This is a genomic window from Streptomyces sp. 11x1, assembly GCF_032598905.1.
Classification (GTDB): Bacteria; Actinomycetota; Actinomycetes; order Streptomycetales; family Streptomycetaceae; genus Streptomyces.
This window is the reverse complement of sequence record NZ_CP122458.1, coordinates 4,717,737-4,744,554: the sequence shown is the minus strand read 5'-3', so window position 1 is coordinate 4,744,554 and position 26,818 is coordinate 4,717,737. Positions and strand designations below refer to the sequence as shown.

Sequence of the window (26,818 nt, the reverse complement as noted above, 5' to 3'; positions counted from 1 at the left end):
TGCTCACGCGCCTTCCTGGGCCCATTCGACGGGCCCCTGGTACGGGAAGAACTTCTCGGCGACCGCCTCCGCCGAGGCCATGCACGCCTGCTGGAGGTCGCGCAGCAGCGCCGGCAGCCCGGCCTCCAGCGACTCGGAGTCGAGGTATTCGAGGTGGGTGCGCAGGGCGCCGATCGGACGCCGGGCGGGGTCCTGACGGGGGCGGCCGAGCGCCGCCAGGCACTCCTCCGCCGTGGTGAGGGCGTGCAGCGCCGAGCGCGGGAAGTCGCGGTCCAGGAGCAGGAACTCCGCCACCTTCGGGCTGTCGCCGAAGCCGCCGTGCACCCGCGCGTACGCCTCGTCGGCGCCGCTCGCGCTCAGCAGGGTCGGCCAGTCCGGCGCGTGCGCCGCGTCCAGCACCCGTACCGACAGCAGCCGCACCGTCATGTCCACCCGCTCCAGGCTCCGGCCCAGCACCACGAAACGCCAGCTGTCGTCCCGGCTCATCGTGGAGTCCGCGAGCCCGAAGAAGAGCGCCGCGCGACGCCGCACCAGTTCCAGGTACGCGTACGGGCCACCCGTGCGGCGCGCGGCCGTGCGCTGGTCGGCGAGCGCGTGCCAGGTGGAGTTCAGGCACTCCCACATCTCCGACGACACCGCCTCACGGGCGCTGCGGGCGTTCAGCCGCGCCGCGCCGAGCGCGCCCTCGATCGACCCCGTCGAGCGGGCGTCGAAGGCCAGCCGGTCCAGCACCTGCTGCATGTCGCAGTGCCGGTCGGGCGCGTCGACGCCGAGGATCGCGTAGAGCGAGCGGCAGGCCGCGTCCTCGTCGCGCCAGGGATCTTCGAGGAGGCGGTGGAGGTAGGCGTCGAGGATGCGGCCGGTCGCGTCGGCCCGCTCCACGTACCGTCCCGTCCAGGTCAGGGCCTCGGCTATCCGGGAGAGGATCACGTCGTTCACTGCTGCTGCGCCCCTTCCTGTACGACCGCGCGGGTGCCGTCGGGTCCGAGCAGACGCGGTGCCTTCTGCGGCAGCGGTCCGCCGATCGCCTCGGGGCGCTGCTCGGCGGGGCCCTCGGCGAGCACCCAGGTGTCCTTGGAGCCGCCGCCCTGGCTGGAGTTGACGATGAGGTTGCCCTCCTGGAGGGCGACGCGGGTCAGCCCGCCGGGCAGGACCCACACCTCGTCGCCGTCGTTGACGGCGAAGGGCCGCAGGTCGATGTGGCGCGGGGCCATCCGTTCGCCGGCGAGGGTGGGGGAGGTGGACAGCGCGACCGGCCGCTGCGCGATCCAGCCGCGCGGATCGTCCGCCACGGCCTCCCGGGTGCGCTCCAGCGTCTCCCGGTCCGCCTTCGGGCCGATGACGATGCCCTGGCCGCCGGCCCCGTCGACCGGCTTGATCACCAGCTGGTCGAGCTGGTCGAGGACCGCCTCCAGTTGTCCGGGTTCGTCCGGCCGGAAGGACTCCACGTTCGGGAGAATCGGTTCCTCGGAGAGGTAGTAGCGGATGAGGTCCGGGACGTAGGTGTAGAGGAGCTTGTCGTCCGCGATGCCGTTGCCGACCGCGTTCGCCAGCGTCACGTTCCCCGCCATCGCGGCGCTCATGATCCCGGGGCAGCCGATCACCGAGTCGGGCCGGAAGTGGAGGGGATCGAGGAAGTCGTCGTCGAGGCGCCGGTATACGACATGGACCGGCATCTCCCCGCGGGTGGTCCGCATCCACACCCGGTTGCCCCGGCAGACGAGATCGTGTCCCTCCACCAGCTGCACGCCCATCAGCCGGGCCAGCAGCGCGTGTTCGAAGTAGGCGGCGTTGTTGGGGCCGGGGGTGAGGACGACGACGCGCGGGTCCCCGATCCCGCCGGGCGCGGCGGCCCGCAGCGCGGCGAGCAGCCGCTGCGCGTAGCCGTCGACGGGCACCACGTGCTGCTCGGCGAAGAGGGACGGGAACACCCGGGTCATCGCGCGCCGGTTCTCGATGACGTACGACACCCCGGACGGCACCCGGACGTTGTCCTCCAGCACCCGGAAGTCACCCGCCTCGTCCCGTACGAGGTCGATGCCGGCGACATGGATGCGGACCCCGCCCGCGGGCTCCACGCCGTGCGCGGCCCGGTGGAAGTGGGGGGAGTTGAGGAGCAGCCGCCAGGGCACCACCCCGTCCTCGAAGGCCCGGCACGGCCCGTACGCGTCGGCGAGGTACGCCTCCAACGCCCGTACGCGCTGCGCCACTCCGCGCTGGATCAGATCCCACTCCAGGGCGTCCAGGATCCTCGGCACCAGATCCAGCGGCCAGGGTCTCTCCTCGCCCGCGAAGGCGTAGGTCACGCCCCGGTCGGTGAACGCGCGGGCCATCTGGTCCGCCCTGAACCGCAGTTCGGCCGGCTCGATCGGCTGGAGCGCCGCGAGCACCGGCTCGTAGGCGGCCCTGACCTCACCCGGCCGCTCGAACATCTCGTCCCACGCGTCGGCCAGCGCGTACGCGTCAAATATGTCCGCCATGGGCCGACGGTAAGCGCGCTCCGTAACACCGTGATCACCATCGCGTTTCCGCCACCTTGCGGGGACGGCCACGACCTGCGGAAACGGAGGGTTTGAAGTACGGCCGGGCGGGGGAGGCGGGGGCCCTCTCCCCCCCATCAGGGGTGGGACCCCCCGCTGGGTGGATTCTCGTGGAGATCGCCGCCGGGCAGAGTGATGTGCGCAGGGACCGCACGGAACGCGCCGCGCGGACAGCCCTGTTCCGTCCACCGCGGGGACGGCTGGAGCATTCGGAGAGAGGAACACCCTGTGAAGGTCACCATCGCAAGACGCCTGGGCGTCGGCGTCATCGCCGCCCTGGCGCTCGGCACGGCTACGCCGGCCATGGCCTACGAGATCGGTCCGCACACCTACCCTGGCGAGCTCAGGTTCTGGACCGAGGGCACCCCGGACCGCGGGATCATGAACATCAAGGACACCGGTGAGGACCACTGGGTCAAGGCCGAGTACTACCGCGTCGCCCACGCGGACGACAAGCTGACCCTCTGGAACAAGGCCGGCCCGAACGGTCCGGCCGACAACGACGGCAACAGGGGCACCGTGGAGAGCGGCGAACACTCCGAGATCTACAAGGCCCGCGGCACGGTGTCACGCAACAACCTGCCCGACTACCACACCTCGTGGTACACCAACTGATTTCACCGCGCTCGGCCTGACGGATCGTTCGCCCGATCCTGACTCCGGCACCCGACCTGACCGAGAGGCCGAACTGCGCCTCTCGGTCAGCCGTGTTCGCCGTCCCCGCCGCTGTTCCCCCATCCGCACTTCCGACCGAGGGAGCCTCGTGTGACCCCACCCCCCACCCAGCCCGTCCTGCGTCTGAGCGACGTTGTCTACGGGGTCGCCGAACGACAGCTCCTCGCGGGTGCCGATCTCACCGTGCCGGCCGGACGCTCCGTGTCCGTGATGGGGCCGTCGGGCAGCGGGAAGTCCACGCTGTTGATGTGCCTCATGGGGCTGATACGCCCCGAGTTCGGCAGAGTCGAGGTCATGGGCGAGAACCTCGCCCGCCTTTCGCCCCGCGCCCTTGCCGCACATCGGCGCCGGCACATCGGCATGGTGTTCCAGTTCGGCGAGTTACTGCCCGAACTCACACCGGTGGAGAACGTGATGATCGCGAGCCTGCTGGCCGGGGACCTGGCCGACACCGCCCGGTCGCGTGCCGAGAAGCTCCTCCACGGCCTCGGCGTACCCCACCGTACGGCCACCCAGGACCTGTCCGGTGGCGAGCGCCAGCGCGTCGCTGTCGCCCGGGCCCTGGTGAACACACCGGAACTGCTGGCGGACGAGCCCACCGGCTCCCTCGACGGCGAGCACCGAGAGGCCGTCGCGGACCTGCTGTTCAGCACGCCCCGGGATCACGGATGCGCCCTGGTCGTGGTCACCCACGACCCCGCGGTGGCGAGTCGCGCGGACGTGCGACTGCATCTGCACGAGGGTCGGCTGGTCCAGGTCGAGGAGGCACGGTGAGCGGGCGCGGGCTGCGCCGACGGCTGCTGCGCATGGGCCGGGCCGCCTCCTGGACCGCCGAGGCAGGCCGGATCCGTTTCTTCGCGCTTTTCGCGGCAACGACGGTGGCGGTCCTCGCCGTGTGCGGGTACCTCCTCGCCTCCGCCTCGTTCGATGGCCGGGCCGAGCGTGGTGCGGCCCGCTGGCCGCAGATCACCGAGAACGGAACCGGCGAGCTGCTGTGGAAGGCGACGGTCGAGACAGTCGCCGACCGGCAGTACGACGTGGTGTACATCGAACCCCGTACGGCCGATGCCCCTCTGCCGCCCGGCCTGAGTCGCTGGCCCGAACCGGGAGAGGCCGTTCTCTCCCCGGCGCTCAAGTCCGCGCACCCCGAGGTGCAGCACGAGTACGGCGAGCCCGTTGGCACGATCGGCTTGGTCGGTCTGGAGGCCCCGGGTGAGTACTTCGTCTACGTACGGCCGTCAGCCGAGCGGCTCGACCCAGCGTCCATGGCCAAGGTCACGGGCTTCGGCGTCCCCTGGTCACCGCCCTTCGGTGAGCATCTGTACAACTTCGGCCCCGGAGAGTTCCGCTGGGCCTATCTGGCACTGGTCGGCCTGCCCGCCGGGCTTTTCGTCGTCATCGCGGCCCGAGTCGGCGCCGTGGCCCGTGACCGGCGCACCGCTCTCCTGACGGCCCTCGGGGCGTCCACCGAGGCGCGCGCCTGGTTCACCTTGGGGGAGGCAGTCGTACCCGTGGCCCTCGGCGGCCTGACGGGCGTGCTGGCCGTCACCCCTGCGCTCGCCTCCGACATCCCCCTGCCCATGGTCGACTTCGTGCTGTATCGGCCTGATGCCCGTGCCGCGCTCGGCGCCTTGGTCGTCGCCGCGCTCGCGGTCCCGGCGGCCGTGCTGGCCGCGGTGGTGCTGCTCCAGCCACCGTACCGGCCCGGCCGTTCGACCAGGCCGACCGCGGCACGGCGGCGCCGGGAGTGGACGCTGTGGCTGTTCCCCGTCGCCCTGTTCGGCACGGTCCAGGGCACCGGCCTGGCACCGTACGACCTACGTCTGCCCGTTCTGGCAACCGGATCCGTCGTCACCATCGCGCTGCTCCCGGGAGTGGTCGGTGCGGTGGTGGCGGCGACCGGTCCGGCGATGGCGCGGGTCGGTGCGGCGCGCGGCCGGATCGGCATGCTCATCTCCGGGCGGCGGCTCGCGGCAGGGGCCCGCCCCGTAGCGCGGGTGGTCGCCGCGGTGGTGGTCGCGATCGGGCTGGCCGCCCAGGGCCAGATAGCCATCAGCCTCTTCACGGAGATGAGCGACCGTGTCGACGCGATGGAGAAACACCTGGGCACCAGCGTGCTGCGGGTCTCCACCACGATGGACACCAGGTCGGCCGACATGGCTGCCTTCGAGAGGGCGTTGGGCTCGGGAACCGGCGTCCTGGCTGTACGGCAGGACCCGCGCAAGGGCCGGACGGACCTCGTGGCCCCCTGCTCGGCGTGGCGTGGGCTCGGCCTTCCCTGCCCGAAGACCGCCACCGAACGGCGCACCGTCCGGCATCCAGGTCTCGCGCAGGCCGTGGAGCTGGAGCGCTCGGTGGGCGTGGATCTGTACGCCGCGACGGGCGACGTCGAGGACATCGTGCGGACGACCGAGGCTCCGGCCCTGATGGTTCTCGCGGACGACGGACGCGAGTTGTCGATGTCATCGGTGCACCGGTCCGCCAACGAGCACCTGGCGATGGCGACGACGGTGACCGTCTTCGCGATGACCGGCACACTCGGCGGGAGTGGTGAGGGCATTGCGGCACAGCAATGGCTCGAACTGTTGTCTGTCACCGGGGTGTTGGTCATTGTGATGGTGGCCGGCATCGGGTCCGTCGCCCAGTTCGTGCGCGCCGGGCGCGAGTTGGGCCCGGTGTCCGTACTGACGGGCGATGTCCGGGTGTACTACTCCGTCTCCGTGTGGTCCCTGCTGGTGCCCGTCGTCTTCGCGGTGTGCGCGGCGGTCGCCGTGACCTGGTTCGTGACCACGCCGCTCATGGCCGATTCGGCGAGCCGGCTGTCCGCGCTGTCGACGGTGGGGGGCGCGGGACTTCTCTGCGCGGCGGTGATGGCGTGGTGGGGTGCCCGCACGGCGGCGTCGACGGGTTCCGTGTGGCGCCCCCGCAACGACTGACACCACCAGCTCAGGGGCTCGGGGGCGCAGACCGGTGCTCCCCGAGCCCTTGCTGTCAGCGCGGGTGGGGAATCAGCGCACCGCTCGGCCGGAAGCCGCTGCCGGGGCCCCTGACCGCGTCCGTGACCGGACCAGGGCGCCCGCCCGGTCGCTCCGCACCCGTGGATCTGCCGACGTCCGCCTGCCAGGCGATCCGCGCGGCCTGCACGCGGTTGTCGACCCCGAGTTTCGTGTAGATGGCGCGGATATGGTCCTTCACGGTGTGCCCGCTGATGGCCAGGGCGTCGGCCAGGTCTGCATTCGAATGTCCTTTCTTCAGGAATTCCAGAATTTCCTGCTCGCGCGGACTCAGTGCGGATATCGCATTGCGTGCGGCGGATGTTTCATCGCTCATGCGGTCGGGCTGAGTGCATTGTTCCCTCACCATCGCGGCTGCGGTGGGTGCAAGGGCGAGGCCGCCCGCCGCGGCGGCCCGTACGGCCCAGTGCAGGTGGGCGACGGAGTCCTCGCGGAGCAGGATCCCGTTGGCGCTGTGGTGCAGCAGTAGCCGGGTCGCCTGCTCCGACAGACGGTTCATCAGGACGATTTTCGGCAGGCTGGGGGCGATTGAGCCCAGGCCGCCGAGCGCGTCGTCCGCGTCGTCGTGGAGTATGACGAGCAGGTCCGGCCGTACCGTCCGGGCGAGGTGCGATGACTCGTTCATACTCCCCTCGCCCACGACTCGGATCCCCGCCTCCTCCTCCAGAACGCGCTTGACCCCGGCCCTTTCCAGCGGCACGCGCCCGAGTATCGAGACACGTAACAATTTCGCCTCCCCGTTTTCATGCCCGAAGAACCTCGCCGAAGCGGAAAAGAGAAGCTCTCTCGGTAAGTCGTTCGGTGATGCCATACGCGACGAGTGGGTCCCTGTACGACAGGTCGCGCGCGAAATGGCGACTCAGGTTGATCGATTGAATGAGTTCACTTACTTTGCACGGAACGCACATCCCTTCGCCACCTTCAGCTTGTTGCAGAGCGGACTGCCTGAAGGGTGTAGAAAGCGGCATATGTATGGGTATACCGGTGCATAAACGTGGCATGGCCGTGTTGCGGTGCCGGTGGCGGGCCGCGCATAGTTGCGCTGCGAAGGGCTGGAACCGGGGGTGAATGGGTGATGGCCGGGCACGCGACCGAGGAGCATCCGCACGGTGCCGACCGGCTCTGCGCGGCCGGGGACCGGGTGTACTCCAGGGCCGTACGGCGGGGCCGTGTCCCGCGCGCGGACGCCGACGCCGTGCCCTGTCTGCTCGAACTCGCCCTGCTGCATCCCGACCCCGACGACATGGGGTGGCTGGTGCCGACCTCCCCGCAGGAGGTCATGACCCGGCTGCTGCGCGGCGTCCATGCAGAGGTGAGTGCCAGTCAGGCCCGGATGGGCGCGGCGGTCGACGCGGTCGAGTGGTACGCCGGGCTCGGCAGCTCCCGGGGAGCGCATCCGGCCGAAAGCACGGCGATCCGGGTGCTCGACGGACTCTCCCGGATCCGGGCGGCGATCGACGAGGCCACCGACCGCTGTACGACCGAGGTGCTGACCGTGCAGCCGGGCGGCATCCGGCGCGAGGACGAACTGCGCGAGGGACTGCACCGGGCGCTGGCGATGTGCCGCCGGGGCGTGCGGATGCGGGACCTGTACACGCATGTGGCCCGGCACGGGCAGGGCCTGCACAACTACATGGAGCTGATGGGGGAGTCGGCGGAGGCCCGCACCCTGGACGAGGTCGTGGAACGCCTCATCGTCTTCGACCGCACGGTGGCCTTCATCCCCGCGAACTCCGACCGCACCATGGCTCTGGAGATCCGCCACCCCGCGCTGGTGGAGTACCTGGTCACCGTCTTCGAACGCCTCTGGCGCCTCGGAGTCCCGCTCGCCGCATCGCTCCCGTCCACCGGTGTCGCGGGCATCACCCACCGGGAGCGGTCCATCGCGGCGCTGCTGGCGGAGGGCCACCAGGACGCGGTGGTCGCCGAACGGCTCGGCATCAGCGTCCGCACCTGCCGGGCCCATATCGCCCGCCTCTCCGAACGCCTCGGCGCGGCCAGCCGCACGCAACTGGGCGTCCGCATCGCTGAGGCCGGCCTCGACGGTCCACCCCGTTCCACCCCCCCGGCCGGCCTGCCCACCTCTACGGCCTCAGTTTCGGCTCCCGCTCCAGAATCCCCGACCGCCCGATGAGGTAGCCGAGTTGAGCGCGGCTTTCGCTGCCGAGGGTGGCGGCGAGTTTGGCGATGTGGACGCGGGCGGTGCGGACGTTCATGCCGAGGCGGTCGGCGATGGCGGTGTCGGTGTGGCCTTCGGTGAGGAGGGCGGCGATGGCGCGTTGGCGGGGGGTGATGCCGTGGATCGTTGGGGGCTGGACCGCGTCGGGATACATCGGGGTGGCCAGCCGCCAGAGGCGGTCGAAGAACGTGGCGAAGTATCCGACCAGGGCTGGCTGGCGGACCGCCAGAGCGGTGGAGCCGGCCTTGTCACCGGAGATGAAGGCGACTTCGCCGTCGACGACGATGAGCCGGTCGGTGATCTCGTCGAGCGTGCGTGCCTCGGTATCGCCCTTCAGCTGTTCGTAGCGCGCGAGGACCATGGGAGCGTGGCGGAGAGTGTGCTGGTAGAGGGTGCGGATACGGACACCGCGGTCCAGCACGGCTTGGTCGCGGTCCAGTGCGACATGGCGGTTCTGCTGATGGTGGTATCTGACGTGTGGCTGGATACACAGAAGTTCCCGCGACGCGTCGGCGACAGCCGCGGTGATGGCCTCGTTGATCTGCTCGGAACCACTGAGGAAAGCGATCGCCGAATTGTCCACGATTCCCGTGTGGCGCGTGTCGACGCGCATTAGCGGTTCGAACATCGCGGTCAGCTGTTCCTCACGGTGGCGTTCGCGGGATATGCGATCCTCGATGCCGCGCAGGAGCCGATGGAGGGCCGCGACGGGTGAGACGGGTTCCAACCGCCCCGGGCCGTCGGTGGCAGGGCGGAGGAGCCCGAAGGCGAGGAGACAAGGGGTCTCGGCTGCGTCCTCGCTGCGTACATGTCCTTCGCGGAGGGCTCGTTCGTATAACTCCGCCCCTTTGGCGCATAGCTTTTCCGCGCCGTGTTCCGTGTGTGTCGCTGTGCTCACTGCGCGCTTCCTTCTTGTTCCAGGATCCCGGACTGTCCGATGAGGTAGCCGAGTTGGGCGCGGCTTTCGCTGCCCAGTATCGAGGCGAGTTTGGCGATGTGGACGCGGGCGGTGCGGACGTTCATGCCGAGGCGGTCGGCGATGGTGGTGTCGGTGTGGCCTAGGACGAGGAGGCGGGCTATGGCGCGTTGGCGGGGGGTGACTCCGTCGACCACGGGTAGCTGGACGGTCTCGGGATACATGGGTGTGGCCAGGTGCCAGAGGCGGTCGAAGGTGGTGGCGCAGAAGGCGATCAGCGCGGGATGACGGATCTCCAGAGCCGTGGTCAGGTCGCGGCTGGCGGGGATGAAGGCCACCGACCGATCGATGAGGACGAGGCGGTCGGTGACCTCGTCGAGGGTGCGGGCCTCGACGTCGCCCCGCAGGTTTTCGTAGCGGGCGATGGCCATGGGAGCGTGGCGGAGCGTGTGCGGGTAGAGGGTGCGGATACGGGCACCGCGGTCCAGCAGGGACTGGTCACGTTCGAAGGCGACGACGTGCGGGCCGCGTTGGTCGTAATAGTTGGTGTGTGGCTGGATGCAGAGGAGTTCCTGCGAGGCTCCCGCCATGGCCTCGGTGATGGCGATGTTGATGCGGTCCTTATTGCTGAGCACGGTGATTGCAAGGGGGCTGCCACTTGTCGGGGCGGTCTGTCGCTCCGCGATCCGCAGCAGCGGCTCGAAGGCTGTCACCAACCGCTCCTCACGGCGCCGTTCCTCAGCAACCCTGTCCTTGATGGCGCGCAGCAGTCTGTGCAGGGCGGTCGCCGGGGGTGCAGGCTCCAGCCAGGATGGGTCCTCGACCACCGGGTGCAGTAGTCCGGCATCGATCAGGCAGGGCGCGGACTCGGCATCCGTATCGCGCACCCGTCCCTCCCGCAGGGCGCGCGCGTACACCTCGGTGCCGGCCTCGCACGGGTCGTCCATCGCGTGGACCCGGTGTCCTTCCGTGCTCACTGGTCCGTGTCCTTCTGCTTGAGAATGCCCGACTCGGCTATGCGATAGCCGAGTTGGGCACGGCTGTCGCTGCCAAGGGTGGCGGCGAGCCTGGCAATATGGGTGCGGGCGGTTCGGATGTTGAGGCCGAGGCGTTGGGCGATGACGGTGTCAGTGTGGCCGTCTACCAGCAGATGGGCGATGGCGCGGGGTGATGCCGTCGGTTGGCGGTATCCGGACGGCTTCGGGGTACATAGGGGTGGCCAGGTTCCAGAAGCGGTCGAAGACCGTGGCGAGGAAGGAGACCAGGCCGGGGTGGCGGATCTCCAGAGCGTGTGTCCGGTCCTCACCGGCGGGGACGAAGGCCACGGCCCGGTCGACGATCAGTAGGCGCTTCGTGACCTCGTTGAGGGTGCGGACCTGGACGTCACCCGCCAGTCGTTCGAAGTGGGCGACGACTCCGAGATCGTGGCGTGTGGTGTCCTGGTAGAGCGTGCGGATGCTGCAGCCCCGGGCGAGCATCCGCTGTTCGCGCGGGAGGCCCACATCGCGCAGACGCACTGCGGAGCGTCTGCCTCCGGGCTGGATGGTGAGCAGTTCTTCATGGGCTTCGTCCATGGCCAGGCCGATGGCCTCGTTGATCCGGTCGAACCCGGTGAGCAGGCCGATGCCAGGAACGTCCGCAACCGATGCGGAATGACTGTCGAGAGCCAGCAACGGTGCGAACGCCTCTGCCAGTCGAGCCTCCTCACGCCGTCGCCTGGCGATGTCCCGGGCGCTTTCTTGCAGCAGGCGAGGGAGGGCCAGGGCTGGCGCCAGCGGACGTAGCCACCGGGGATCGTCGCGGTCCGGACGCAGGAGCCCTAAGCGGAGCAGGCATGGAGGGCGAGTACAGTCCTCCACTGAGACTCGCCCTTCACGTAGCGCCCGGCCGTACAGTGCCAGACCCGCCTCACACAGCTCCGCCGGCCCGTGATCGTGCTCCTCGGTGACGTTGCGCAACCCCTCTCCCGTGTTTTCTAGTTCTCCTGCTCCAGGATCCCCGACTGCGCGATCAAATAGCCGAGTTGGGCCCTGCTGCCGCTGCCCAGTGCCGTTGCCAGCTTGGCAATGTGGGCGCGGCAGGTACGGACGTTCATGCCCAGGCGGCGCGCTATGGCCTCGTCCACGTGGCCTTCGACGAGGAGCTTGGCGATGGAGTGCTGGATGTCCGTGATGCCGTCGGGGGCCGTCTCGTAGGGGGCGCCGGCGTTCAGAGGGACCGAGCGACCCCACATGAACTCGAAGACCTTGATCAGGTAGCGGACGAGGCCGGGATGGCGCAGTTCCAGCGCCACTTGCCGGTCGTCACGTGTCGGGATGAAGGCCACGGTTTCGTCGCAGATGATGAGTCTCTCGACGAGTTCGTCGATGGTGCGGTACTCCACCTTGTCGTTGGAGAACTGATCCACGTAGGCCTGTGTCTCAGGGCTGTACCGGGCCGTGTGCTGGTAGAGGGTCCGGATCCGTACGCCTCGATCCGTCAGGGCTCTGTCACGTTCGAGTCCTTGCTTGAGGATGTGTTCGAGGCGACGCCCGCTCGGTTGCACCGTGAGCATTTCCACCCGGCACTGGACCGTGGCCAGGTCGAGGGCCGCGTTGATGCGGTCGAGCCCCTCCAGCACCGTGATCGCGTGAGTGGCGGCGGTCGCCTGGGCGCTCATGGCCATGAACGGCTCGAATGCGTCGGCCAACTGGATGGAGAGCCGTCTGCGGTCGGTGATTTCCTGCTCGATGGGATTGAGCCGTTGAGACAGTGCGACCGAGGGTGGAACGGGACGTAGCCAATTCACGTCGTCGATGTCGGGGTGCAGCAGGCCGAACTCCATCAGACAGGGGGCAGCTTCGATATCGACGCGCGCTATGCGCCCTGCGCGCAGGGCGGTTGAGTAGACGCGGCTGCCCTCCTCGCACAGTTCGGTCACCGCATGGGGATGTGTCGCCTTAGTCCCATTAATCACCAAATCTCCACCCCCCAGGGTCCTGAACATGCAGGAACATGATGCATCGATTGTGTGGCCATGACGTGCCCGAATGCGCCATCGTCGTATCCGACGGGGGAAGAGGGGACCTTCAAGTGAGGACGAAGCCGACTATGCGTACCAGAATGCTTCGCTCGGTGCTTGTCGCCGCCTTCTCCGCCGTTGTGGCCTTCGGGACTCTGAGTGGCCTTGCTGGTGCGAAGGGTGATGACCGGACCGACGGTAGCCGGGGTTCGGTGCACATCTCCGCTGCCGCCAGCGACGAAAACGACAGCAGCTGGGGTGTGACGCCCGCGCTGCCGGCCGACAGTAGCTGGGGCTGACCGATGACCACTCCTCCCGACGACCGTTCCTTCCGGCGCGAGATGGCCACCGCCTATCGCTCCGGCTGGCACTTCATCGACCTGGCCACCGCCATCCCCCACAGCGGTGACTCGTTGATGGTGACCGTGTTCGGCGAACCGGTGGTGGTGACCCGGGACGAGGACGAGGACATCCGGGCGTACCGATGTCTGCGGCGACCGCGCGGCGCGCCGCAGCCAGTGCGGTGTGCCGTTCGGTACGGGATGGTCTTCGTCAATCTCGACCAGCGCGACCACCGGCTCGCCGAGCCGGAGACCCAGGCCTCCACGGCCGTCTCAGCCACCCCCCGCAGTGCCTGAAGCGATTCCCCCGTCGTTTCAAATCGCTCAGGCGCTTCCCCCCAGCAGCGGCGTCACCGTGACCTGAACACGGTGACGCCGCTGCAGGTTTGTGGGGACATTTCAGGACCCCTCCCGGTATCGGCGCCACCCCGTCGGCCCGTTCGGCTGTACGGCGCCCGTCCGCATCTGTCCGAAAAAAGGTCAACCGGAAGCGGACCGTCACCCCCGCCCCAACGCCCGCGTCAGCTCGATCTCGATCACCACGCGCTGCGGATTCGGCCGCGGATCCCTGCCGTACCGCTCCGCGTACCGTCGCTCGGCGTCCGCGATCCGCTCCCGGTCCGTGCGGACGAACGCGCGCCCTTCCAGCGTGGCCCAGCGCTTGCCCTCCATCTGGCAGACGGCGACCCGGGCGCCTTCCTCCCCGGCGAGAGCCACATGCCGCGCCTTCGCACTCGTCGAACTGGTGATCACCCGAGCGAGACGCGCCCCGGGCTCGTATGTGACCCCGACCGGCACCACGTGGGGGCTGCCGTCGGCGCGGAGGGTGGTGAGGGTGCAGAGGTGGCGCTCCCGCCAGAAGGCCAGGTACGCGTCGTCGGGATCGCCCGGATCCACTCGGTAGGTGCTCACGGTCCCGGAATCTATCCAACGGGGAACGCTCCCGACTCCACCTTGAGTGGAATAGACTCAACTTTGTGTACGTTGCTCAAGTCACTGTCACCGTCACTGTGACCGACGACTGACGCCAGGAGGGAAACGCGACTGTGGACGCCGAGCTGACCAACAGGAGCCGGGACGCGATCAACGCGGCCAGCAACCGGGCCGTGTCCGAGGGGCACCCCGACTTCACCCCCGCCCACCTGCTGCTGGCTCTGCTCCAGGGGCAGGACAACGAGAATGTCACCGACCTGCTCGCCGCCGTCGACGCCGACCAGGCGGCCGTACGCGCGGGCGCCGAGAAGATCCTCGCCGGTCTGCCCAGCGTGACCGGCTCCACCGTCTCGCCGCCGCAGCCCAACCGCGAGCTGCTGAGCGTCGTCGCCGAGGCCCAGGCCAAGGCCAAGGAACTGGGCGACGAGTACGTCTCCACCGAGCACCTCCTGATCGGGATCGCGGAGAAGGGCGGCCAGGCCGGGGACGTACTCTCCCGGCAGGGGGCGAACGCCAGGAAGTTGCAGGAGGCGTTCCAGAAGGCAAGGGGAGGACGCCGGGTGACCACCGCCGATCCGGAGGGCCAGTACAAGGCCCTGGAGAAGTTCGGGACCGATTTCACCGCCGCCGCGCGGGACGGGAAGCTCGACCCCGTCATCGGCCGGGACCAGGAGATCCGGCGCGTCGTGCAGGTGCTCTCCCGCCGGACCAAGAACAACCCCGTCCTCATCGGTGAGCCCGGTGTCGGCAAGACGGCCGTCGTCGAGGGGCTCGCCCAGCGGATCGTGAAGGGCGACGTGCCCGAGTCGCTGAAGAACAAGCGGCTGGTCGCGCTCGACCTCGGCGCCATGGTCGCCGGGGCGAAGTACCGGGGTGAGTTCGAGGAGCGCCTGAAGACGGTCCTCGCCGAGATCAAGGACTCCGACGGACAGATCATCACCTTCATCGACGAGCTGCACACGGTCGTCGGCGCGGGCGCCGGCGGCGACTCCGCCATGGACGCCGGCAACATGCTGAAGCCCATGCTCGCGCGGGGTGAGCTGCGGATGGTCGGCGCGACGACCCTCGACGAGTACCGCGAGCGCATCGAGAAGGACCCGGCGCTGGAGCGCCGTTTCCAGCAGGTGCTGGTCGCCGAGCCGACCGTCGAGGACACCATCGCCATCCTGCGCGGACTCAAGGGCCGTTACGAGGCCCACCACAAGGTCGTGATCGCGGACGCGGCGCTGGTCGCCGCCGCCACCCTCTCCGACCGGTACATCACCTCCCGCTTCCTGCCCGACAAGGCCATCGACCTCGTCGACGAGTCCGCCTCCCGCCTCCGGATGGAGATCGACTCCTCGCCCGTCGAGATCGACGAGCTCCAGCGGTCCGTGGACCGGCTGCGCATGGAGGAGATGGCCCTCGACAAGGAGACCGACGCCGCCTCCCGCGAGCGCCTGGAGCGCCTGCGCCGCGACCTCGCCGACAAGGAGGAGGAGCTGCGGGGCCTCACCGCCCGCTGGGAGAAGGAGAAGCAGTCCCTCAACGCCGTCGGTGAACTCAAGGAGAAGCTCGACGAGTTGCGCGGCCAGGCCGAACGCGCCCAGCGCGACGGCGACTTCGACACCGCCTCCAAGCTGCTCTATGGCGAGATCCCCACGCTGGAGCGGGCGTTGGAGGAGGCCTCCGAGGCGGAGGAGGAGGCCGCCGCGTCCAAGAACACCATGGTCAAGGACGAGGTCGGCGCCGACGACATCGCGGACGTCGTCGCCTCCTGGACCGGCATCCCGGCCGGCCGCCTGTTGGAGGGCGAGACCCAGAAGCTGCTCCGCATGGAGGACGAGCTGGGCCGCCGTCTCATCGGCCAGACCGAGGCCGTACGCGCGGTGTCGGACGCCGTACGGCGTTCCCGCGCGGGCATCGCCGACCCGGACCGCCCCACCGGCTCCTTCCTCTTCCTCGGCCCGACCGGTGTCGGCAAGACCGAGCTGGCGAAGGCCCTCGCCGACTTCCTCTTCGACGACGAGCGGGCCATGATCCGCATCGACATGTCGGAGTACAGCGAGAAGCACAGCGTGGCCCGGTTGGTCGGCGCGCCCCCCGGCTACATCGGCTACGAGGAGGGCGGGCAGCTGACCGAGGCCGTCCGCAGGCGCCCGTACTCCGTGGTCCTGCTCGACGAGGTGGAGAAGGCCCACCCGGAGGTCTTCGACATCCTCCTCCAGGTGCTGGACGACGGCCGGCTCACCGACGGCCAGGGCCGTACGGTCGACTTCCGCAACACCATCCTGATCCTCACCTCGAACCTGGGCAGCCAGTACCTGGTCGACCCCGTCACCACCGAGGCGGAGAAGAAGCAGCAGGTCCTGGAGGTGGTCCGGGCCTCTTTCAAGCCGGAGTTCCTCAACCGCCTGGACGACCTGGTCGTCTTCTCCGCCCTGAACAAGGCGGAGCTGGAGCGCATCGCCAAGCTCCAGATCGACCGCCTCTCCAAGCGGCTCGCCGAGCGCCGCCTCACCCTGGAGATCACCCCCGAGGCGCTGGCCTGGCTCGCGGACGAGGGCAACGACCCGGCCTACGGCGCCCGCCCCCTGCGCCGCCTCGTCCAGACCGCCATCGGCGACCGCCTCGCGAAGGAGATCCTCTCCGGCGAGGTCAAGGACGGCGACACGGTCCGGGTGGACGCGTTCGGAGAGGGAGAGGGCCTGATCGTGGGGCCGACGACGGGCACGCCGGCCACCTCCGCGACGGACGGCCCGACCGCCCCGTCGATGGAGAAGAAAAACCCGTGACCGTCGATGTCGATGGAGAAGGACGCGTGACCGGGGGTACCCGAAAAGGCGTGACCGGGGGTACCCGAAAGGTTCCCGTCCACGCTCGTAGCTGAATCCGCGGACGAATCCCTTCCCGGATCCGGCCAAGGGCGACGAACCACGCGGGGCGGGGGTTGCCACTCCCGCCCCCGCATGGGGGAGGATGGCGGAATCCGTACGAAGGGAAAATCACGGTGAGCATCGACCCGTCCTCGATTCCGAACTTCGGGGGCCAGCCCGAGCCGCAGCCCGGCCCGCCGCCCGGCCCCGTGGTCCCGGATCAGGACCTCGTGAAGCAGCTCCTGGACCAGATGGAGCTGAAGTACGTCGTCGACGACGAGGGTGACCTCGCGGCGCCGTGGGAGGAATTCCGTACGTACTTCATGTTCCGTGGCGAGGGTGACCAGCAGGTCTTCTCAGTGCGCACGTTCTACGACCGCCCGCACCAGATCGACGAGAAGCCGGCCCTGCTGGAGACCATCGACGACTGGAACCGCCGCACCCTGTGGCCCAAGGTCTACAGCCACACCCACGACGACGGCACGGTCCGCCTCATCGGCGAGGCCCAGCTGCTGATCGGCACCGGCGTCAGCCTGGAGCACTTCGTCTCGTCGACGGTGAGCTGGGTGCGCGCCGCCATCGAGTTCGACAAGTGGCTCGTCGAGCAGCTCGGCCTGGCCGAGGACGTCGACGAGGCCGACAAGCCCAAGGACGACGAGGGCGACGCGTAGCCGCCCCGCCCGCTTCCGTGGCCACCGGCGGCCGACCGCCCCCGGTGGCCGTCCGGAGGGACACCCGAAGGCGAAGCCAGCCCTCTCGCCGAGCGCACCGCAGTCACCAGCTCGGGCGCGGCCTTGCCCGGTGTGCCCCAGTCCTGCTGATCTCCGAGGTCGTCTCGACCTCCTCCGCGCGCAAGGACGGCATCCCGATCTACCTGGTGGTTGACCCCTACGCCCAGGAAGTCGTCCTCCACACCCAGCCGACCGGCACGGGGTACATCGCGGCACACACCCACAAGTACGGCACGGGCAAGCTCCCCATCCCCTTGGCCGACGGCCGCACCTTCACCCTCGACCTCAACGAGCTCCCGCGTCCGGAGTGAGCAACCAGCCCTCACCGCGGTGGTAATTCACCGCGTCACGCTCCAGTTCGGCGCGAAAGCCGAACGAAAGCTCCTCCCGATCGGCGCACCACGGATCACCCCTGCCTCGGCTTCCTGACGGGCAGGCCTCTTCCGGCCTGCGTGGACGACGGCGTCCGCGAGCCTCGCCGACAGCAGGTCGCGCTGGGCCAATTGGGTATGGACATGACATGCTGCTGTCCTCTTGAATGCCAGCACAAGATCGGCGCCGCCCCCGGCGCCTCTCATGTGCCACCCCCCCCGGTGCCGCCCACGCGCGCCCCAGGCATTTCTCCAGGAGACAGAAGACACTGATGAGTCGGTTACGGCAGCACGTCCGAGGTTCCCGTCTCGCCACCGTCGGCATCGCCGCCACCACCACCGCCACACTGCTGGCCGCCGCCCTCTCCCCGGCCGCCGACGCCGCCGACAGGCCGACGCGTGCCACCGCCCTCGACAACGCGGCGGCGGTCCTCGCCGACCGGGCCGCGGTCCTGGGCCTCACCTCCGCGCAGGACACCTCCGTGCGTGACGTGGTCGTGGACAGGGACGGCGCCCAGCACGTCCGGTACAACCGGACGTACCGCCAACTACCCGTGCTCGGCGGCGACTTCGTCGTTCACCTGGCGCCCGACGGAACGTACCGCGGCGCCGACCGGGCGGCGAGGGCGGCGATCTCGCTGCCGAGCACCACCCCCAAGGTGTCGGCCCCCAAGGCGGCCGACGTCGCCGTGAAGGCCCTGCGCTCGGCCAGGCCGGGCGAGACGCTGAAGCAGGTGAAGGCCAGACCCCAGCTCGTCGTCGACGCTGTGCACGGTGCCCCGAGACTGGCCTGGCGCACGAACGTCTCCGCCCTGGACTCCCTCGGCAACCCGGTCGCCCGCGCGGTGCTGTCCGACGCGCGCACCGGCGCACAGATCGACGCCTGGGACACCATGGAGACCGTCGCCGGCGACGGCCAGTCCCTGTACAGCGGCACCGTCCCGCTGGAGACGACCCTCTCGGGATCGGCGTACCAGCTCAAGGACCCCACGCGCGGCAACACCTACACCGGTGACGCGGCCGACAAGACGGACGTGTGCGCCGGCGGCACCTGCAGCAGCCGTGTCCCCCTGACCCTCTTCACGGACGACGACAACCACTGGGGCACGGGCACGACCGCCGACCGCTCGACAGTCGCCCTCGACGCCCAGTACGGCAGCGCCATGACCTGGGACTACTACAAGGACGTGCACGGCCGCAACGGCATCGCCAACGACGGCAAGGGCTCCTACAACCGCGTCCACTACGGCAACAAGTACTCCAACGCGTACTGGACCGACGACTGCTTCTGCATGACGTACGGCGACGGTAACGGCGTCCACTTCGGGCCGATGGTCGGGCTGGACGTGGCCGCCCACGAGATGTCCCACGGCGTGACCTCGAGAACCGCCGGACTGGTCTACTCGGGCGAGTCCGGCGGTCTGAACGAGGCGACGTCCGACATCCTCGGAACGCTGGTCGAGTTCCACGCGGGGAACGCGCAGGACCCCGGCGACTACCTGATCGGAGAGAAGGTCGTCCGCTCCGGCTTGGGGCGCGACGCCCTGCGCTACATGGACAAGCCGAGCAGGGACGGCGGCTCCGCGGACTACTGGAGCGGTTCCGTCGCCAACCTCAGCGTCCACTACTCGTCCGGCGTCGCCAACCACTTCGCCTACCTCCTCGCGGAGGGCAGCGGCACCAAGACCATCAACGGGGTCACCTACAACTCCCCGACGTACAACGGCTCGACCGTCACGGGCATCGGCCGCGCCAAGCTCGGCGCGATCTGGTACCGCGCCCTGACCGTCTACATGACGTCCACGACGAACTATGCCGGCGCGCGGACGGCCACCCTGAACGCGGCTCGCGACCTCTACGGCGCGGGCAGCACGGAGTACGACACGGTGGCGGCGGCCTGGAGCGCGGTCAACGTGAACTGAGCGGCCGTCAACTGGCGGGACCGGCGGCGGTCAGCCCGCGAATGCCTTGCGTAGCCGTTCCGTCGCGTCTGCCAGCACCTCGGTGCGCTTGCAGAACGCGAACCGTACGAACGGGGCGCCGGCCTCCCGGTGGTCGTAGAAGACGGCGTTCGGGATGGCGACCACCCCGGCGCGTTCGGGCAGCGCGCGGCAGAAGGCGAAGCCGTCCCTCTCACCCAGGGGGCGGATGTCGGTGGTGATGAATTAGGTGCCGGCCGTGCGGAACACTCCGAACCCGGCGTCCGCGAGTCCCGCCGACAGCAGGTCGCGCTTGGCCAGCATGTCCGCGCGGAACGCGTCGAAGTAGCTGTCCGGCAGGGCGAGGGCCTCGGCGACGGCGTACCGGAACGGCCCGGACGCCACATAGGTCAGGTACTGCTTCGCCGAGCGCACTGCTGTCACCAGCTCGGGCGCGGCCGTCACCCAGGCGACGCCTCGTTGGCCTACCTGTTCCTCTGTCGTGCGAGAGGCCCCGATGCGGATCTCCGGCACCGGCGGTGAGCGGGCCGCACACCCTGTCCGGACCGGTCTCCCGGCCGTACCGCCGGTCTCGGTGACGCGGCACTGTCCGTCGTATCCTGACCACACACGGGAAGGAGCCGTTGATGAGCGTCGACGCGATCGCGCACACCGAGTTCCCCAAGGGATACATGGTTCTGTTCGGGGCCGACGGAAAGGTGATCATGACCCCGCGGAGCTTCGAGCACTCCAGCACGATCAAGTCGATGCAGTACGACACGATCGTGTCCCTCGGGCGCCATGCGAAGACCGTCTCCGACGTCTACATCGACTTCCCCGCCGACGAGAACTCCGCCCCCGATCTGGCGATCCTCCGCGAGGACGCCCGCCGGGAGGGCAAGCGCTACAGCTTCGAGGACGTCCTGCTGATCTCCGAGGTCGTCTCGACCTCTTCCGCACGCAAGGACTACGACGACTGCACCGCGAAGTACGGCCGCTGCGGAATCCCGATCTACCTGGTCGTGGACCCCTACGCCCAGGAAGTCGTCCTTCACACCCTGCCGACCGCCACCGGTTACATCGCCGCACACACCCACAAGTACGGCACGGGCAAGCTCCCCATCCCCCTGGCCGACGGCCGCACCTTCACCCTCGACCTCGACGAACTCCCGCGCCCGGATCCCGAGGCGGACGCCCGCTGACGAGGGACTCCCCGCCGGCCAGGCCCGTGCCGTCGGCACCGCCGTCGCCGGACGTGGTCGTTCCTGGTCGGGGCAGCCGGCTGGGATGGCCCGGCCTTTCGTCGATCGAGATCGGCCAGGGTGGCGTGCCGTTCCATGACGTGAGCTTGTGCGACGAAGTCCGTTTCGCCGCAAGGAAGTTCGAAGCCGCGTTTGCTGCGGGCGACAACCACCACGTACTGCCCTGAGGTAGCGGGCGACCAGACGGCAGCCGAGCTTGCCGAAGAGGACGCGTGCTTCGAGCGAGCCCAAAGGCGGCCTGAGTTCAGGACGCGAGGCGTTGCAGTCGACCGGCTGCCTCGTGGAGAACGTCGTTTTTCTTGCAGAACGCGAAGCGAACAAAGGGTGAGCCCTGCTCACGGTGGTCGTAGAAGACCGCGTTGGGGATCGCGACCACCCCGCAGCGCTCCGGCAGTGCACGGCAGAAGGTGAAACCGTCGCTCTCACCAAGGGGCCGGATGCCGGTGGTGATGAAGTACGTGCCGGCCGGGCGGAAGACCTTGAAGCCCGCCCGCTCCAAGGCCGCCCGCGAGCAGGTCCCGTTTGGCCGGCATGCCCGCGCGGAAGCCCGCGAAGTATGGCGCGAGTCCTCACCTCAGCCTGTGTGCCCCGACTGCCGCCCGTGGTCGCGTGCATAGGCCTCGAACGCCTGACTTGTTGTGCCTTCCGTATGGAGGAAGCGCTCGTCGAGGATGGCGGCGAGATCTTCAAGGGCTGCCTGGAGTACCGCGGCGGAGTTCCGGGCCTTGCGGTGAGTGGTGGATGCTGCCAGGTCGGCTTGTTCGGCGGCGTAACCGATCTGGCCGGCCAGGGAGGTGCGGTCGTCGCCGTCGTAGAAATAGTAGGACTCGGCGTACTGCATGAAGTCGATGGAGACGACGGCGACTTCCCTGGAGAGACTGTCCAGCAGATCCGCATCGGCAAGAAGAGCGCCCTGCTCTGTCGCGGGGTGGCTGCGACGCAGATGGGAGAGCCGTAGGGCCAGGGCTCGCCGGCGAGCGAGGGCCGGGTAGATGCCGAGGATCCAGGAGACGGTGGCGCTCAGAAGGGCGAAGCCGACGAGGGCCTCCATGGGGGCGATGATGCGCAGCCATCCCGTGGCCGGTGCGATGTCTCCAAGACCGAGGGTGGTGATGTTGACAAGGGAGATGTACATTGCGTCCGCAAATTCGGCGTGCTCGGAAGGCTCAAGGCCGGTGGCGTAGGTGAAGGAGCCCGGCATGTGCGGCCAGTAGATGAGCGCCCATCCGACGGTTGTGGTGAGAGCCCACAGAGCAACAACCGCGACCATGGCGAGCGGGCCCGCCAGGCCGGCCGTCCGGCGGCGCGTGCTGAGCCGCGAGGTAAGCCGCCACGCGGCTGTCATGACGAGTCGGCTGAGGCCGCCGTGGCGGGTGGGATGCCACAGCGTGTGGAACACGTCCCGCAGGATGAGCAGCACGACAAGCGCTCCCACGACTGCAATCGGCCACTCCATGCCGCTCCCCTTCCGCCGCTATGCCACCTTCTCGCGACTGTGGGCCTGAACGCTGGAGCCGCACGCACCGGACCGGGCTCGCTTCCCCGTGGCACCGCCCCTCACAGCGGGGGCGCCACGGCCAAGGGCCCTACGTGCCCAGCGTCTTGAGACGGGCCGCGGCCTCCTCCAGCACGTCTGTCCGTTCACGGAAGGCGAACCGGTGTTCATGCACTTGCTGCCGGCGCAGCAGCAGCGTCGGAGGGGGTGGGTCCTGTCGCAGGAGTGGGGCTTTCAGCTGCTATCCACGTCGCGCGATAGAAATCAGAGCGCAATCAGAGTACAGTCTGAGTATGAGCGTCGCACCCTTGGCATTCGAATCGGAGTCTGTCTCGTTCACCGATCTGTCGCGGAACCCGAGGGCTGTCGCTGCCAGGGCCGCCGCCCTGGGATGCCTGCGTGTCACGCACCGAGACGCGCCCGACATGGTGTTGACCACGGCCATATACGCAGAGCGCACCGAGGAAAACCTGACCACGGCGTCCCGGCTGTTTCTTGCACTGTTGAAGCAGGACGACGGTGCCAAGTCGCTCATGCTCGCGCTGCCCGAGGTGTTCCCGTGGGTGCGTCACCTGGACGCTGAGGAAATCCGGGAATTCACCGTCGAGCTTCTGGAAGCGCTGTCCGACGCCGCTGAGCTGGGCGCCAGGGAGGCTGTGCACCGAGCGATCGTCTCGTGGCGGGCCACCGCTCGCATCAACGCCGACCCTGACCAGCTCAGGGAAGCGCTCCGTCCGCTCGGTGACGTCGACCTCGGTCCCGTCGAGGTGCACGAGTGAGTCCGAAGAAAGGCGATCGGGTCAGCGTTCCTCCGCTGAGCGGCTGGAACGTCATTTACGGGACGACGGAGGCCGCGACCGGTTGGGAGGAGCTGTGCCGGGTGGCGTTGCCGAACGCCCATCGCTGCCTGGAAGCCCTTCGCACGGACCCGCTGTCGCGGGCCAACTGGAATCGCCGGCACCAGCTCCGCGGCAGGCATGCCACCAGGGAATGGAAGGGCTCCGAGCCGGAGCAGTGGGAGTACGAGATCACCAGCGGCGGCCGGGTCCGCTACCTGGTCAGTACGGATACCTCGACTGTGATCCTGGTGTACGCCTCCCCGCGACACCCGAAGGACACCGAATAGCCTCCGGCGTTTCGCCCGTGCGGAAGGCAAGGCGAACCGGGGCGCGGGTTGCGATGGGCTCTTGCGGTGCAGTTGGCGGGCCGACCGGAGTCGGAGGACGGCCGTGCCAAGGGCGACTGACCCCATGCAGCGGCGGTCAGTGCGCGAATGCCCTGCGGAGTCGTTCTGTCGCGTCCGCCAGTACCTCGGTGCGTTTGCAGAACGCGAACCGCACGTAGGGTGCCCCGGCCTCTTTGTGGTCGTAGAAGACCGCGTTTGGGATGGCGACGACACCCGCCCGCTCGGGGAGGGCGCGGCAGAAGGCGAGGCCGTCGGCCTCGCCGAGTTGGCGGATGTCGGTGGTGACGAAGTAGGTGCCGGTCGGCCGGAAGACGGTGAAGCCGGCGTCGATGAGGCCAGCGCTGAGCAGGTCCCGCTTGGCCTGCATGTCCGAGCGGAACCCCTCGAAGTACGTGTCGGGCAGCGCCAGCGCCTCGGCGACGGCGTACTGGAAGGGCCCGGAGGCGACGTACGTCAGGAATTGCTTGGCGGAACGCACGGCGGTCACCAGTTCCGCGGTTCCGGTAACCCAGCCCACCTTCCACCCGGTGAACGAGAACGTCTTGCCCGCCGACCCGATGGTGACCGTCCGCTCCCGCATCCCGGGGAACGACGCCAGCGGCAGGTGCTCGGCGTCGTCGAAGACCAGGTGCTCGTAGACCTCGTCCGTCACCACCAGCAGGTCCCGCTCCACCGCCAGCTCGGCGATCGCCGTCAGCTCCTGGCGGGTGAGGACCGTTCCGGTCGGGTTGTGCGGTGTGTTGATCAGCAGGAGCCGGGTCCGGTCGGTGACGGCGTCCCGCAGTTCGTCGAGGTCCAGCCGGAACCGCCGGTCCCCGCCCGTGTCGCCGGGCCTCTCGTCCGACTCTTCCGACGGCCGCAGCGTCACCGGTACGCGCGTTCCGCCCGCCATCGCGATGCAGGCCGCGTACGAGTCGTAGTACGGCTCCAGGGCCACCACCTCGTCGCCCGGCTCCAGCAGCCCGAGCAGGGCGGCCGCGATGGCCTCCGTGGCACCGGCGGTGACCAGCACCTCGGTGTCCGGGTCGAACGTCAGTCCGTACCGTCGCCGCTGGTGGTCGACGATCGCGGCCCGCAGCTCGGGCACGCCGGGGCCGGGCGGGTACTGGTTGCCCCGGCCGTCCCGCAGCGCCCGAACGGCCGCCTCGCGGATCTCCTCGGGGCCGTCCGTGTCCGGGAAGCCCTGTCCGAGGTTGATCGACCCGGTCCGCAGGGCGAGCGCCGACATCTCGGCGAAGATCGTCGTCCCGAACTCGGCGAGCCGCCGGTTGAGCACCGGACGAGGGGCGGGGGCGGAGCTTGCGGTGGAGGTCATGGCCGTCATCCTGCGCCGAAGCTCTGGTCTTCCTCAACCCGCGTACGGAGCGGCACCTGCGGTGTCGCTCCGCGCACCGCCCGGCCGGGAAGCCCCGGCCGGGCGCCGTGCGTCCCGCGATCAGGCGGGCGGACCGTCGAAGGAGGACCACTCGGACCAGGCGTCGTCGGGGTGGGTGCTCACCTTCCACGAGGACACCGAACCGCTGTCGGTGCCGACCACGATCTGCGGACGGCCGTCCGTCAGGGTGGCCACACCCACACTGCGGGCCGAGCCCGGCAGGCCGTTGAACTTCGTCCAGTCGGCCCACGCGGCGCTGGGGTCGGTGCTCACCTTCCAGGTGCTCCACAGCTCGCCGCCTTCGGACACGGCGAAGATCTGGGGCCGTTCGTCCGTGAGCGGGGCCGCGGCCAGCGACACCACGCGGCCGTGGTCGAAGTCGAACGGCTGCCAGTCGGTCCAGCCGGCATCCGGGTGCTCGCTCACCTTCCAACGGGTGAACAGCCCGTGGTTGCTCCCCGCGAACACCTGCGGACGACCGTCCGTGAGCCGCGCCGATGCCATGCTTCGAACAGACATATGATCCGTCTCCTTGTTCAACGCCCGGACAGGTGTTCACGTCCCTCCCCTCCGCTCCAGGTTCGCGCGGCCACCCGGAACCGCAAGTCGGGCGGCCCGCGACCCGCATGTCTGTGCAGGTCAGGAGGTGTTGACCCGGGAGAACCCTCTGAACTTGCTCAACTCGGCTTTGACCGGTGAGACGCGAGGGCATCCCCACGTCACGCACGGCCCACGGGGGGTCCGTACGGGGGAACGAAAGGCGGGTGCCGTCATGGATGGCTTCTTCATTCTCTTCCTGGGCGCGGTGGCCCTGATCGGGGTGCTGTCGTCGCTCGGCCGAGGCTCGCGGCGCAGCCGCCGCAGCAGCTGGTGGGCGGACGGCGGGTCGTCCCACCGGTCGTCCGGGGGCGGCAGCTGGTTCTCCTGCGGCGGTGGCTCGTCGTGCGGCGGTGGCTCGTCGTGCGGCGGGGGAGGCGGCGGTGGCGGCGGTTGCGGTGGCGGCAGCTGAGGACGTGCCGCCGCGCGCGAAGCTCTGGACTTGCTCAACTCGGCTTTGGGCGGTCACCGGCGGGGGCATCCCCGCCACACGCAAGTGAGCGAGGCACCCACGGGGGGTCGCTTCGGGGGACACGAGCAAGGAAGAAGGGAGGGTGGGCCATGGCGGATGTCGGTTTCATCCTGGTGCTCAGCGCCATCGGTCTGGGCATCGTCGTCGGAGTCGTCAGGAGTGCCAGGCGACGCGCCCGGCGCGGCAGCTGGTGGGCGGACAAGGGCTCGTCCAGCAGTTCGTCGTCCAGCGGTTCGTCCTGCGGGGGCGGCTCGTCCTGCGGAGGCGGGTCCTCCTGCGGTGGGGGCGGCTGCGGCGGCAGCTGACCGAGCGCGTTTCCGGACTCGCTCGACTCGGTCCGAGCGGTCAACCGGCGGGGGCTCCCGCGACACGCATATGAACGAGGCACCCACGGGGGGTGGCTTCGGGGGACTCAGGACAAGAGGGGAGGGGTGACGCCATGAACGCGATCGCGGTGATCGGCATCATCCTGGTGGTGGTCTGTGTGGTGACGGTGGTCGTCGTGGCCGTCAACCGCGGCAGGGCGAACGCGGCACGTACGGCGGCAGGGCGGCGTCGGACGTCCGCCCGGGGCGGCAGCGCGTACCGCGGCAGCCGAAGCGGCAGCGGTGCCCACAACAGCAGCTCCGACAACAGCTGGTGGGTGATCGGGGCGGCGACCGTCGGCGACTCGGGATCGTCCCACTCCTCGGACGACGACCGCGGTTCGTCGTCCGGTGGTGGTGGCTCGTCCTGCGGCAGCAGCAGTGGTTCCTCGTGCGGAAGCAGTAGCGGCTCGTCCTGCGGTGGCGGGTCCTCCTGCGGAGGCGGCGGGGGCGGATGCGGTGGAGGCAGCTGACACGGGGCAGCCGAGCTCCACGACACGAGCGCCCGTCGGGACGAACCTCCCGGCGGGCGCTCGCGTATCCAGGTTCGCGTGTCCAGGTTCGCGTGTGTATATCCGTCACAAGGGGGCA

Annotated in this window: 26 protein-coding genes and 2 pseudogenes; 15 read left to right on the top strand and 13 right to left on the bottom strand. The window is 69.4% G+C overall.

The window, feature by feature from the left end; genetic code table 11:
* Positions 1–3: 3 nt before the first annotated feature.
* Positions 4–939, bottom strand: coding sequence for an alpha-E domain-containing protein (locus P8T65_RS20710; RefSeq protein ID WP_045558194.1), 936 nt, complete (start codon positions 937–939; stop codon positions 4–6).
* Entirely contained in the window at positions 936–2,480 is a 1,545-nt protein-coding gene (locus P8T65_RS20705; RefSeq protein ID WP_316726786.1) for a circularly permuted type 2 ATP-grasp protein, read from the bottom strand. Before P8T65_RS20705 ends, P8T65_RS20710 begins: the two co-directional genes overlap by 4 nt.
* A 288-nt stretch (positions 2,481–2,768) precedes the next feature.
* On the opposite strand from P8T65_RS20705, the gene P8T65_RS20700 reads away from it, so the two are divergent.
* The 3 genes from P8T65_RS20700 to P8T65_RS20690 all read left to right on the top strand — a co-directional run bounded on the left by P8T65_RS20700 (position 2,769) and on the right by P8T65_RS20690 (position 6,151).
* The gene (locus tag P8T65_RS20700; RefSeq protein WP_316726784.1) at positions 2,769–3,155 is read left to right on the top strand and encodes a hypothetical protein; all 387 of its coding nucleotides are present in this window, start codon (positions 2,769–2,771) and stop codon (positions 3,153–3,155) included.
* Positions 3,156–3,305: 150 nt separating this feature from the next.
* Positions 3,306–3,989 carry an ABC transporter ATP-binding protein gene (locus P8T65_RS20695; RefSeq protein WP_316726783.1) on the top strand — a complete coding sequence of 228 codons (684 nt, stop codon included), beginning with the start codon at positions 3,306–3,308 and terminating at the stop codon, positions 3,987–3,989.
* The gene (locus P8T65_RS20690) at positions 3,986–6,151 is read left to right on the top strand and encodes a hypothetical protein (RefSeq protein WP_316726781.1); all 2,166 of its coding nucleotides are present in this window, start codon (positions 3,986–3,988) and stop codon (positions 6,149–6,151) included. The genes P8T65_RS20695 and P8T65_RS20690 overlap by 4 nt, the downstream gene beginning before the upstream one ends.
* Before the next feature lie 55 nt (positions 6,152–6,206).
* On the opposite strand, the gene P8T65_RS20685 is transcribed toward P8T65_RS20690, so the two are convergent.
* A complete protein-coding gene (locus P8T65_RS20685) occupies positions 6,207–7,040 on the bottom strand; it encodes a response regulator transcription factor (RefSeq protein WP_316726779.1) in 834 nt (277 codons plus the stop codon).
* A 264-nt stretch (positions 7,041–7,304) separates the two neighbouring features.
* Here P8T65_RS20685 and P8T65_RS20680 point away from each other — a divergent pair, with 264 nt between their 5' ends.
* On the top strand, positions 7,305–8,363 hold the full coding sequence (locus P8T65_RS20680) for a LuxR C-terminal-related transcriptional regulator (protein ID WP_316726778.1): 1,059 nt from the start codon (positions 7,305–7,307) through the stop codon (positions 8,361–8,363).
* Here the strand turns inward: P8T65_RS20680 and P8T65_RS20675 are convergent.
* The 4 genes from P8T65_RS20675 to P8T65_RS20660 all read right to left on the bottom strand — a co-directional run bounded on the left by P8T65_RS20675 (position 8,314) and on the right by P8T65_RS20660 (position 12,310).
* Positions 8,314–9,306: a LuxR C-terminal-related transcriptional regulator gene (locus P8T65_RS20675; RefSeq protein ID WP_316726777.1), complete on the bottom strand. Its 993-nt coding sequence runs from the start codon at positions 9,304–9,306 to the stop codon at positions 8,314–8,316. The genes P8T65_RS20680 and P8T65_RS20675 overlap by 50 nt on opposite strands.
* A complete protein-coding gene (locus P8T65_RS20670; protein ID WP_399099498.1) occupies positions 9,303–10,301 on the bottom strand; it encodes a helix-turn-helix transcriptional regulator in 999 nt (332 codons plus the stop codon). The genes P8T65_RS20675 and P8T65_RS20670 overlap by 4 nt, the downstream gene beginning before the upstream one ends.
* Before the next feature lie 150 nt (positions 10,302–10,451).
* Positions 10,452–10,997: a hypothetical protein gene (locus P8T65_RS20665; protein ID WP_316726776.1), complete on the bottom strand. Its 546-nt coding sequence runs from the start codon at positions 10,995–10,997 to the stop codon at positions 10,452–10,454.
* A gap of 302 nt (positions 10,998–11,299) precedes the next feature.
* Complete coding sequence (locus tag P8T65_RS20660; RefSeq protein ID WP_316726775.1) at positions 11,300–12,310, bottom strand: helix-turn-helix transcriptional regulator; 1,011 nt, start codon at positions 12,308–12,310, stop codon at positions 11,300–11,302.
* A 317-nt stretch (positions 12,311–12,627) separates the two neighbouring features.
* On the opposite strand from P8T65_RS20660, the gene P8T65_RS20655 reads away from it, so the two are divergent.
* A complete protein-coding gene (locus P8T65_RS20655; protein ID WP_033524521.1) occupies positions 12,628–12,963 on the top strand; it encodes a hypothetical protein in 336 nt (111 codons plus the stop codon).
* Positions 12,964–13,164: 201 nt separating this feature from the next.
* On the opposite strand, the gene P8T65_RS20650 is transcribed toward P8T65_RS20655, so the two are convergent.
* Entirely contained in the window at positions 13,165–13,578 is a 414-nt protein-coding gene (locus P8T65_RS20650; RefSeq protein WP_184905592.1) for a pyridoxamine 5'-phosphate oxidase family protein, read from the bottom strand.
* A gap of 134 nt (positions 13,579–13,712) precedes the next feature.
* On the opposite strand from P8T65_RS20650, the gene clpB reads away from it, so the two are divergent.
* From clpB to P8T65_RS20630, 4 genes are all read left to right on the top strand, one after another.
* A complete protein-coding gene (gene clpB, locus P8T65_RS20645; RefSeq protein ID WP_316726774.1) occupies positions 13,713–16,373 on the top strand; it encodes an ATP-dependent chaperone ClpB in 2,661 nt (886 codons plus the stop codon).
* A gap of 215 nt (positions 16,374–16,588) precedes the next feature.
* A complete protein-coding gene (locus tag P8T65_RS20640; RefSeq protein ID WP_184905588.1) occupies positions 16,589–17,125 on the top strand; it encodes a YbjN domain-containing protein in 537 nt (178 codons plus the stop codon).
* Positions 17,126–17,331: 206 nt separating this feature from the next.
* Positions 17,332–17,496 (top strand): hypothetical protein, encoded by a 165-nt coding sequence (locus P8T65_RS20635; RefSeq protein ID WP_316726773.1) that lies wholly within the window; start codon positions 17,332–17,334, stop codon positions 17,494–17,496.
* 332 nt (positions 17,497–17,828) lie between these two features.
* Positions 17,829–19,478: a M4 family metallopeptidase gene (locus P8T65_RS20630; protein ID WP_316726772.1), complete on the top strand. Its 1,650-nt coding sequence runs from the start codon at positions 17,829–17,831 to the stop codon at positions 19,476–19,478.
* 30 nt (positions 19,479–19,508) lie between these two features.
* Here P8T65_RS20630 and P8T65_RS20625 read toward each other — a convergent pair.
* Positions 19,509–19,949, bottom strand: a pseudogene (locus tag P8T65_RS20625) (aminotransferase class I/II-fold pyridoxal phosphate-dependent enzyme); the annotation flags it as partial.
* Positions 19,950–20,122: 173 nt separating this feature from the next.
* On the opposite strand from P8T65_RS20625, the gene P8T65_RS20620 reads away from it, so the two are divergent.
* Positions 20,123–20,677, top strand: coding sequence for a Uma2 family endonuclease (locus P8T65_RS20620; protein WP_316726771.1), 555 nt, complete (start codon positions 20,123–20,125; stop codon positions 20,675–20,677).
* A 304-nt stretch (positions 20,678–20,981) separates the two neighbouring features.
* On the opposite strand, the pseudogene P8T65_RS20615 reads toward P8T65_RS20620, so the two are convergent.
* Positions 20,982–21,294, bottom strand: a pseudogene (locus tag P8T65_RS20615) (aminotransferase class I/II-fold pyridoxal phosphate-dependent enzyme); the annotation flags it as partial.
* 17 nt (positions 21,295–21,311) lie between these two features.
* Complete coding sequence (locus P8T65_RS20610; protein ID WP_316726770.1) at positions 21,312–22,157, bottom strand: potassium channel family protein; 846 nt, start codon at positions 22,155–22,157, stop codon at positions 21,312–21,314.
* Between the two features lie 368 nt (positions 22,158–22,525).
* On the opposite strand from P8T65_RS20610, the gene P8T65_RS20605 reads away from it, so the two are divergent.
* Together P8T65_RS20605 and P8T65_RS20600 are read left to right on the top strand one after the other, a co-directional pair.
* Positions 22,526–23,011, top strand: a complete 486-nt coding sequence (locus P8T65_RS20605) for a prevent-host-death family protein (RefSeq protein ID WP_316726769.1) — start codon at positions 22,526–22,528, stop codon at positions 23,009–23,011.
* Entirely contained in the window at positions 23,008–23,358 is a 351-nt protein-coding gene (locus P8T65_RS20600) for a hypothetical protein (protein ID WP_316726768.1), read from the top strand. Before P8T65_RS20605 ends, P8T65_RS20600 begins: the two co-directional genes overlap by 4 nt.
* 136 nt (positions 23,359–23,494) lie before the next feature.
* On the opposite strand, the gene P8T65_RS20595 is transcribed toward P8T65_RS20600, so the two are convergent.
* Together P8T65_RS20595 and P8T65_RS20590 are read right to left on the bottom strand one after the other, a co-directional pair.
* The gene (locus tag P8T65_RS20595) at positions 23,495–24,742 is read right to left on the bottom strand and encodes a pyridoxal phosphate-dependent aminotransferase (protein ID WP_316726767.1); all 1,248 of its coding nucleotides are present in this window, start codon (positions 24,740–24,742) and stop codon (positions 23,495–23,497) included.
* Positions 24,743–24,853: 111 nt separating this feature from the next.
* The gene (locus tag P8T65_RS20590) at positions 24,854–25,312 is read right to left on the bottom strand and encodes a hypothetical protein (protein WP_316726766.1); all 459 of its coding nucleotides are present in this window, start codon (positions 25,310–25,312) and stop codon (positions 24,854–24,856) included.
* A 253-nt stretch (positions 25,313–25,565) separates the two neighbouring features.
* Between P8T65_RS20590 and P8T65_RS20585 the strand changes: the two genes are divergently transcribed.
* The 3 genes from P8T65_RS20585 to P8T65_RS20575 all read left to right on the top strand — a co-directional run bounded on the left by P8T65_RS20585 (position 25,566) and on the right by P8T65_RS20575 (position 26,700).
* On the top strand, positions 25,566–25,802 hold the full coding sequence (locus P8T65_RS20585; protein ID WP_316726765.1) for a hypothetical protein: 237 nt from the start codon (positions 25,566–25,568) through the stop codon (positions 25,800–25,802).
* 149 nt (positions 25,803–25,951) lie between these two features.
* Complete coding sequence (locus P8T65_RS20580) at positions 25,952–26,167, top strand: hypothetical protein (protein WP_316726764.1); 216 nt, start codon at positions 25,952–25,954, stop codon at positions 26,165–26,167.
* A 134-nt stretch (positions 26,168–26,301) separates the two neighbouring features.
* Positions 26,302–26,700 carry a hypothetical protein gene (locus P8T65_RS20575; RefSeq protein ID WP_316726763.1) on the top strand — a complete coding sequence of 133 codons (399 nt, stop codon included), beginning with the start codon at positions 26,302–26,304 and terminating at the stop codon, positions 26,698–26,700.
* Positions 26,701–26,818: the final 118 nt, after the last annotated feature.

What these genes read in the sequence shown, in the direction of transcription:
- P8T65_RS20705 (WP_316726786.1), bottom strand. Translation starts at nt 2,480, where the DNA reads ATGGCGGACATATTTGACGCGTACGCGCTGGCCGACGCGTGGGACGAG.
- P8T65_RS20685 (WP_316726779.1), bottom strand. Translation starts at nt 7,040, where the DNA reads ATGGCATCACCGAACGACTTACCGAGAGAGCTTCTCTTTTCCGCTTCG.
- P8T65_RS20680 (WP_316726778.1), top strand. Translation starts at nt 7,305, where the DNA reads ATGGCCGGGCACGCGACCGAGGAGCATCCGCACGGTGCCGACCGGCTC.
- P8T65_RS20660 (WP_316726775.1), bottom strand. Translation starts at nt 12,310, where the DNA reads ATGTTCAGGACCCTGGGGGGTGGAGATTTGGTGATTAATGGGACTAAG.
- P8T65_RS20655 (WP_033524521.1), top strand. Translation starts at nt 12,628, where the DNA reads ATGACCACTCCTCCCGACGACCGTTCCTTCCGGCGCGAGATGGCCACC.
- P8T65_RS20630 (WP_316726772.1), top strand. Translation starts at nt 17,829, where the DNA reads ATGAGTCGGTTACGGCAGCACGTCCGAGGTTCCCGTCTCGCCACCGTC.
- P8T65_RS20620 (WP_316726771.1), top strand. Translation starts at nt 20,123, where the DNA reads ATGAGCGTCGACGCGATCGCGCACACCGAGTTCCCCAAGGGATACATG.
- P8T65_RS20605 (WP_316726769.1), top strand. Translation starts at nt 22,526, where the DNA reads ATGAGCGTCGCACCCTTGGCATTCGAATCGGAGTCTGTCTCGTTCACC.
- P8T65_RS20595 (WP_316726767.1), bottom strand. Translation starts at nt 24,742, where the DNA reads ATGACGGCCATGACCTCCACCGCAAGCTCCGCCCCCGCCCCTCGTCCG.
- P8T65_RS20590 (WP_316726766.1), bottom strand. Translation starts at nt 25,312, where the DNA reads ATGTCTGTTCGAAGCATGGCATCGGCGCGGCTCACGGACGGTCGTCCG.
- P8T65_RS20585 (WP_316726765.1), top strand. Translation starts at nt 25,566, where the DNA reads ATGGATGGCTTCTTCATTCTCTTCCTGGGCGCGGTGGCCCTGATCGGG.
- P8T65_RS20580 (WP_316726764.1), top strand. Translation starts at nt 25,952, where the DNA reads ATGGCGGATGTCGGTTTCATCCTGGTGCTCAGCGCCATCGGTCTGGGC.
- P8T65_RS20575 (WP_316726763.1), top strand. Translation starts at nt 26,302, where the DNA reads ATGAACGCGATCGCGGTGATCGGCATCATCCTGGTGGTGGTCTGTGTG.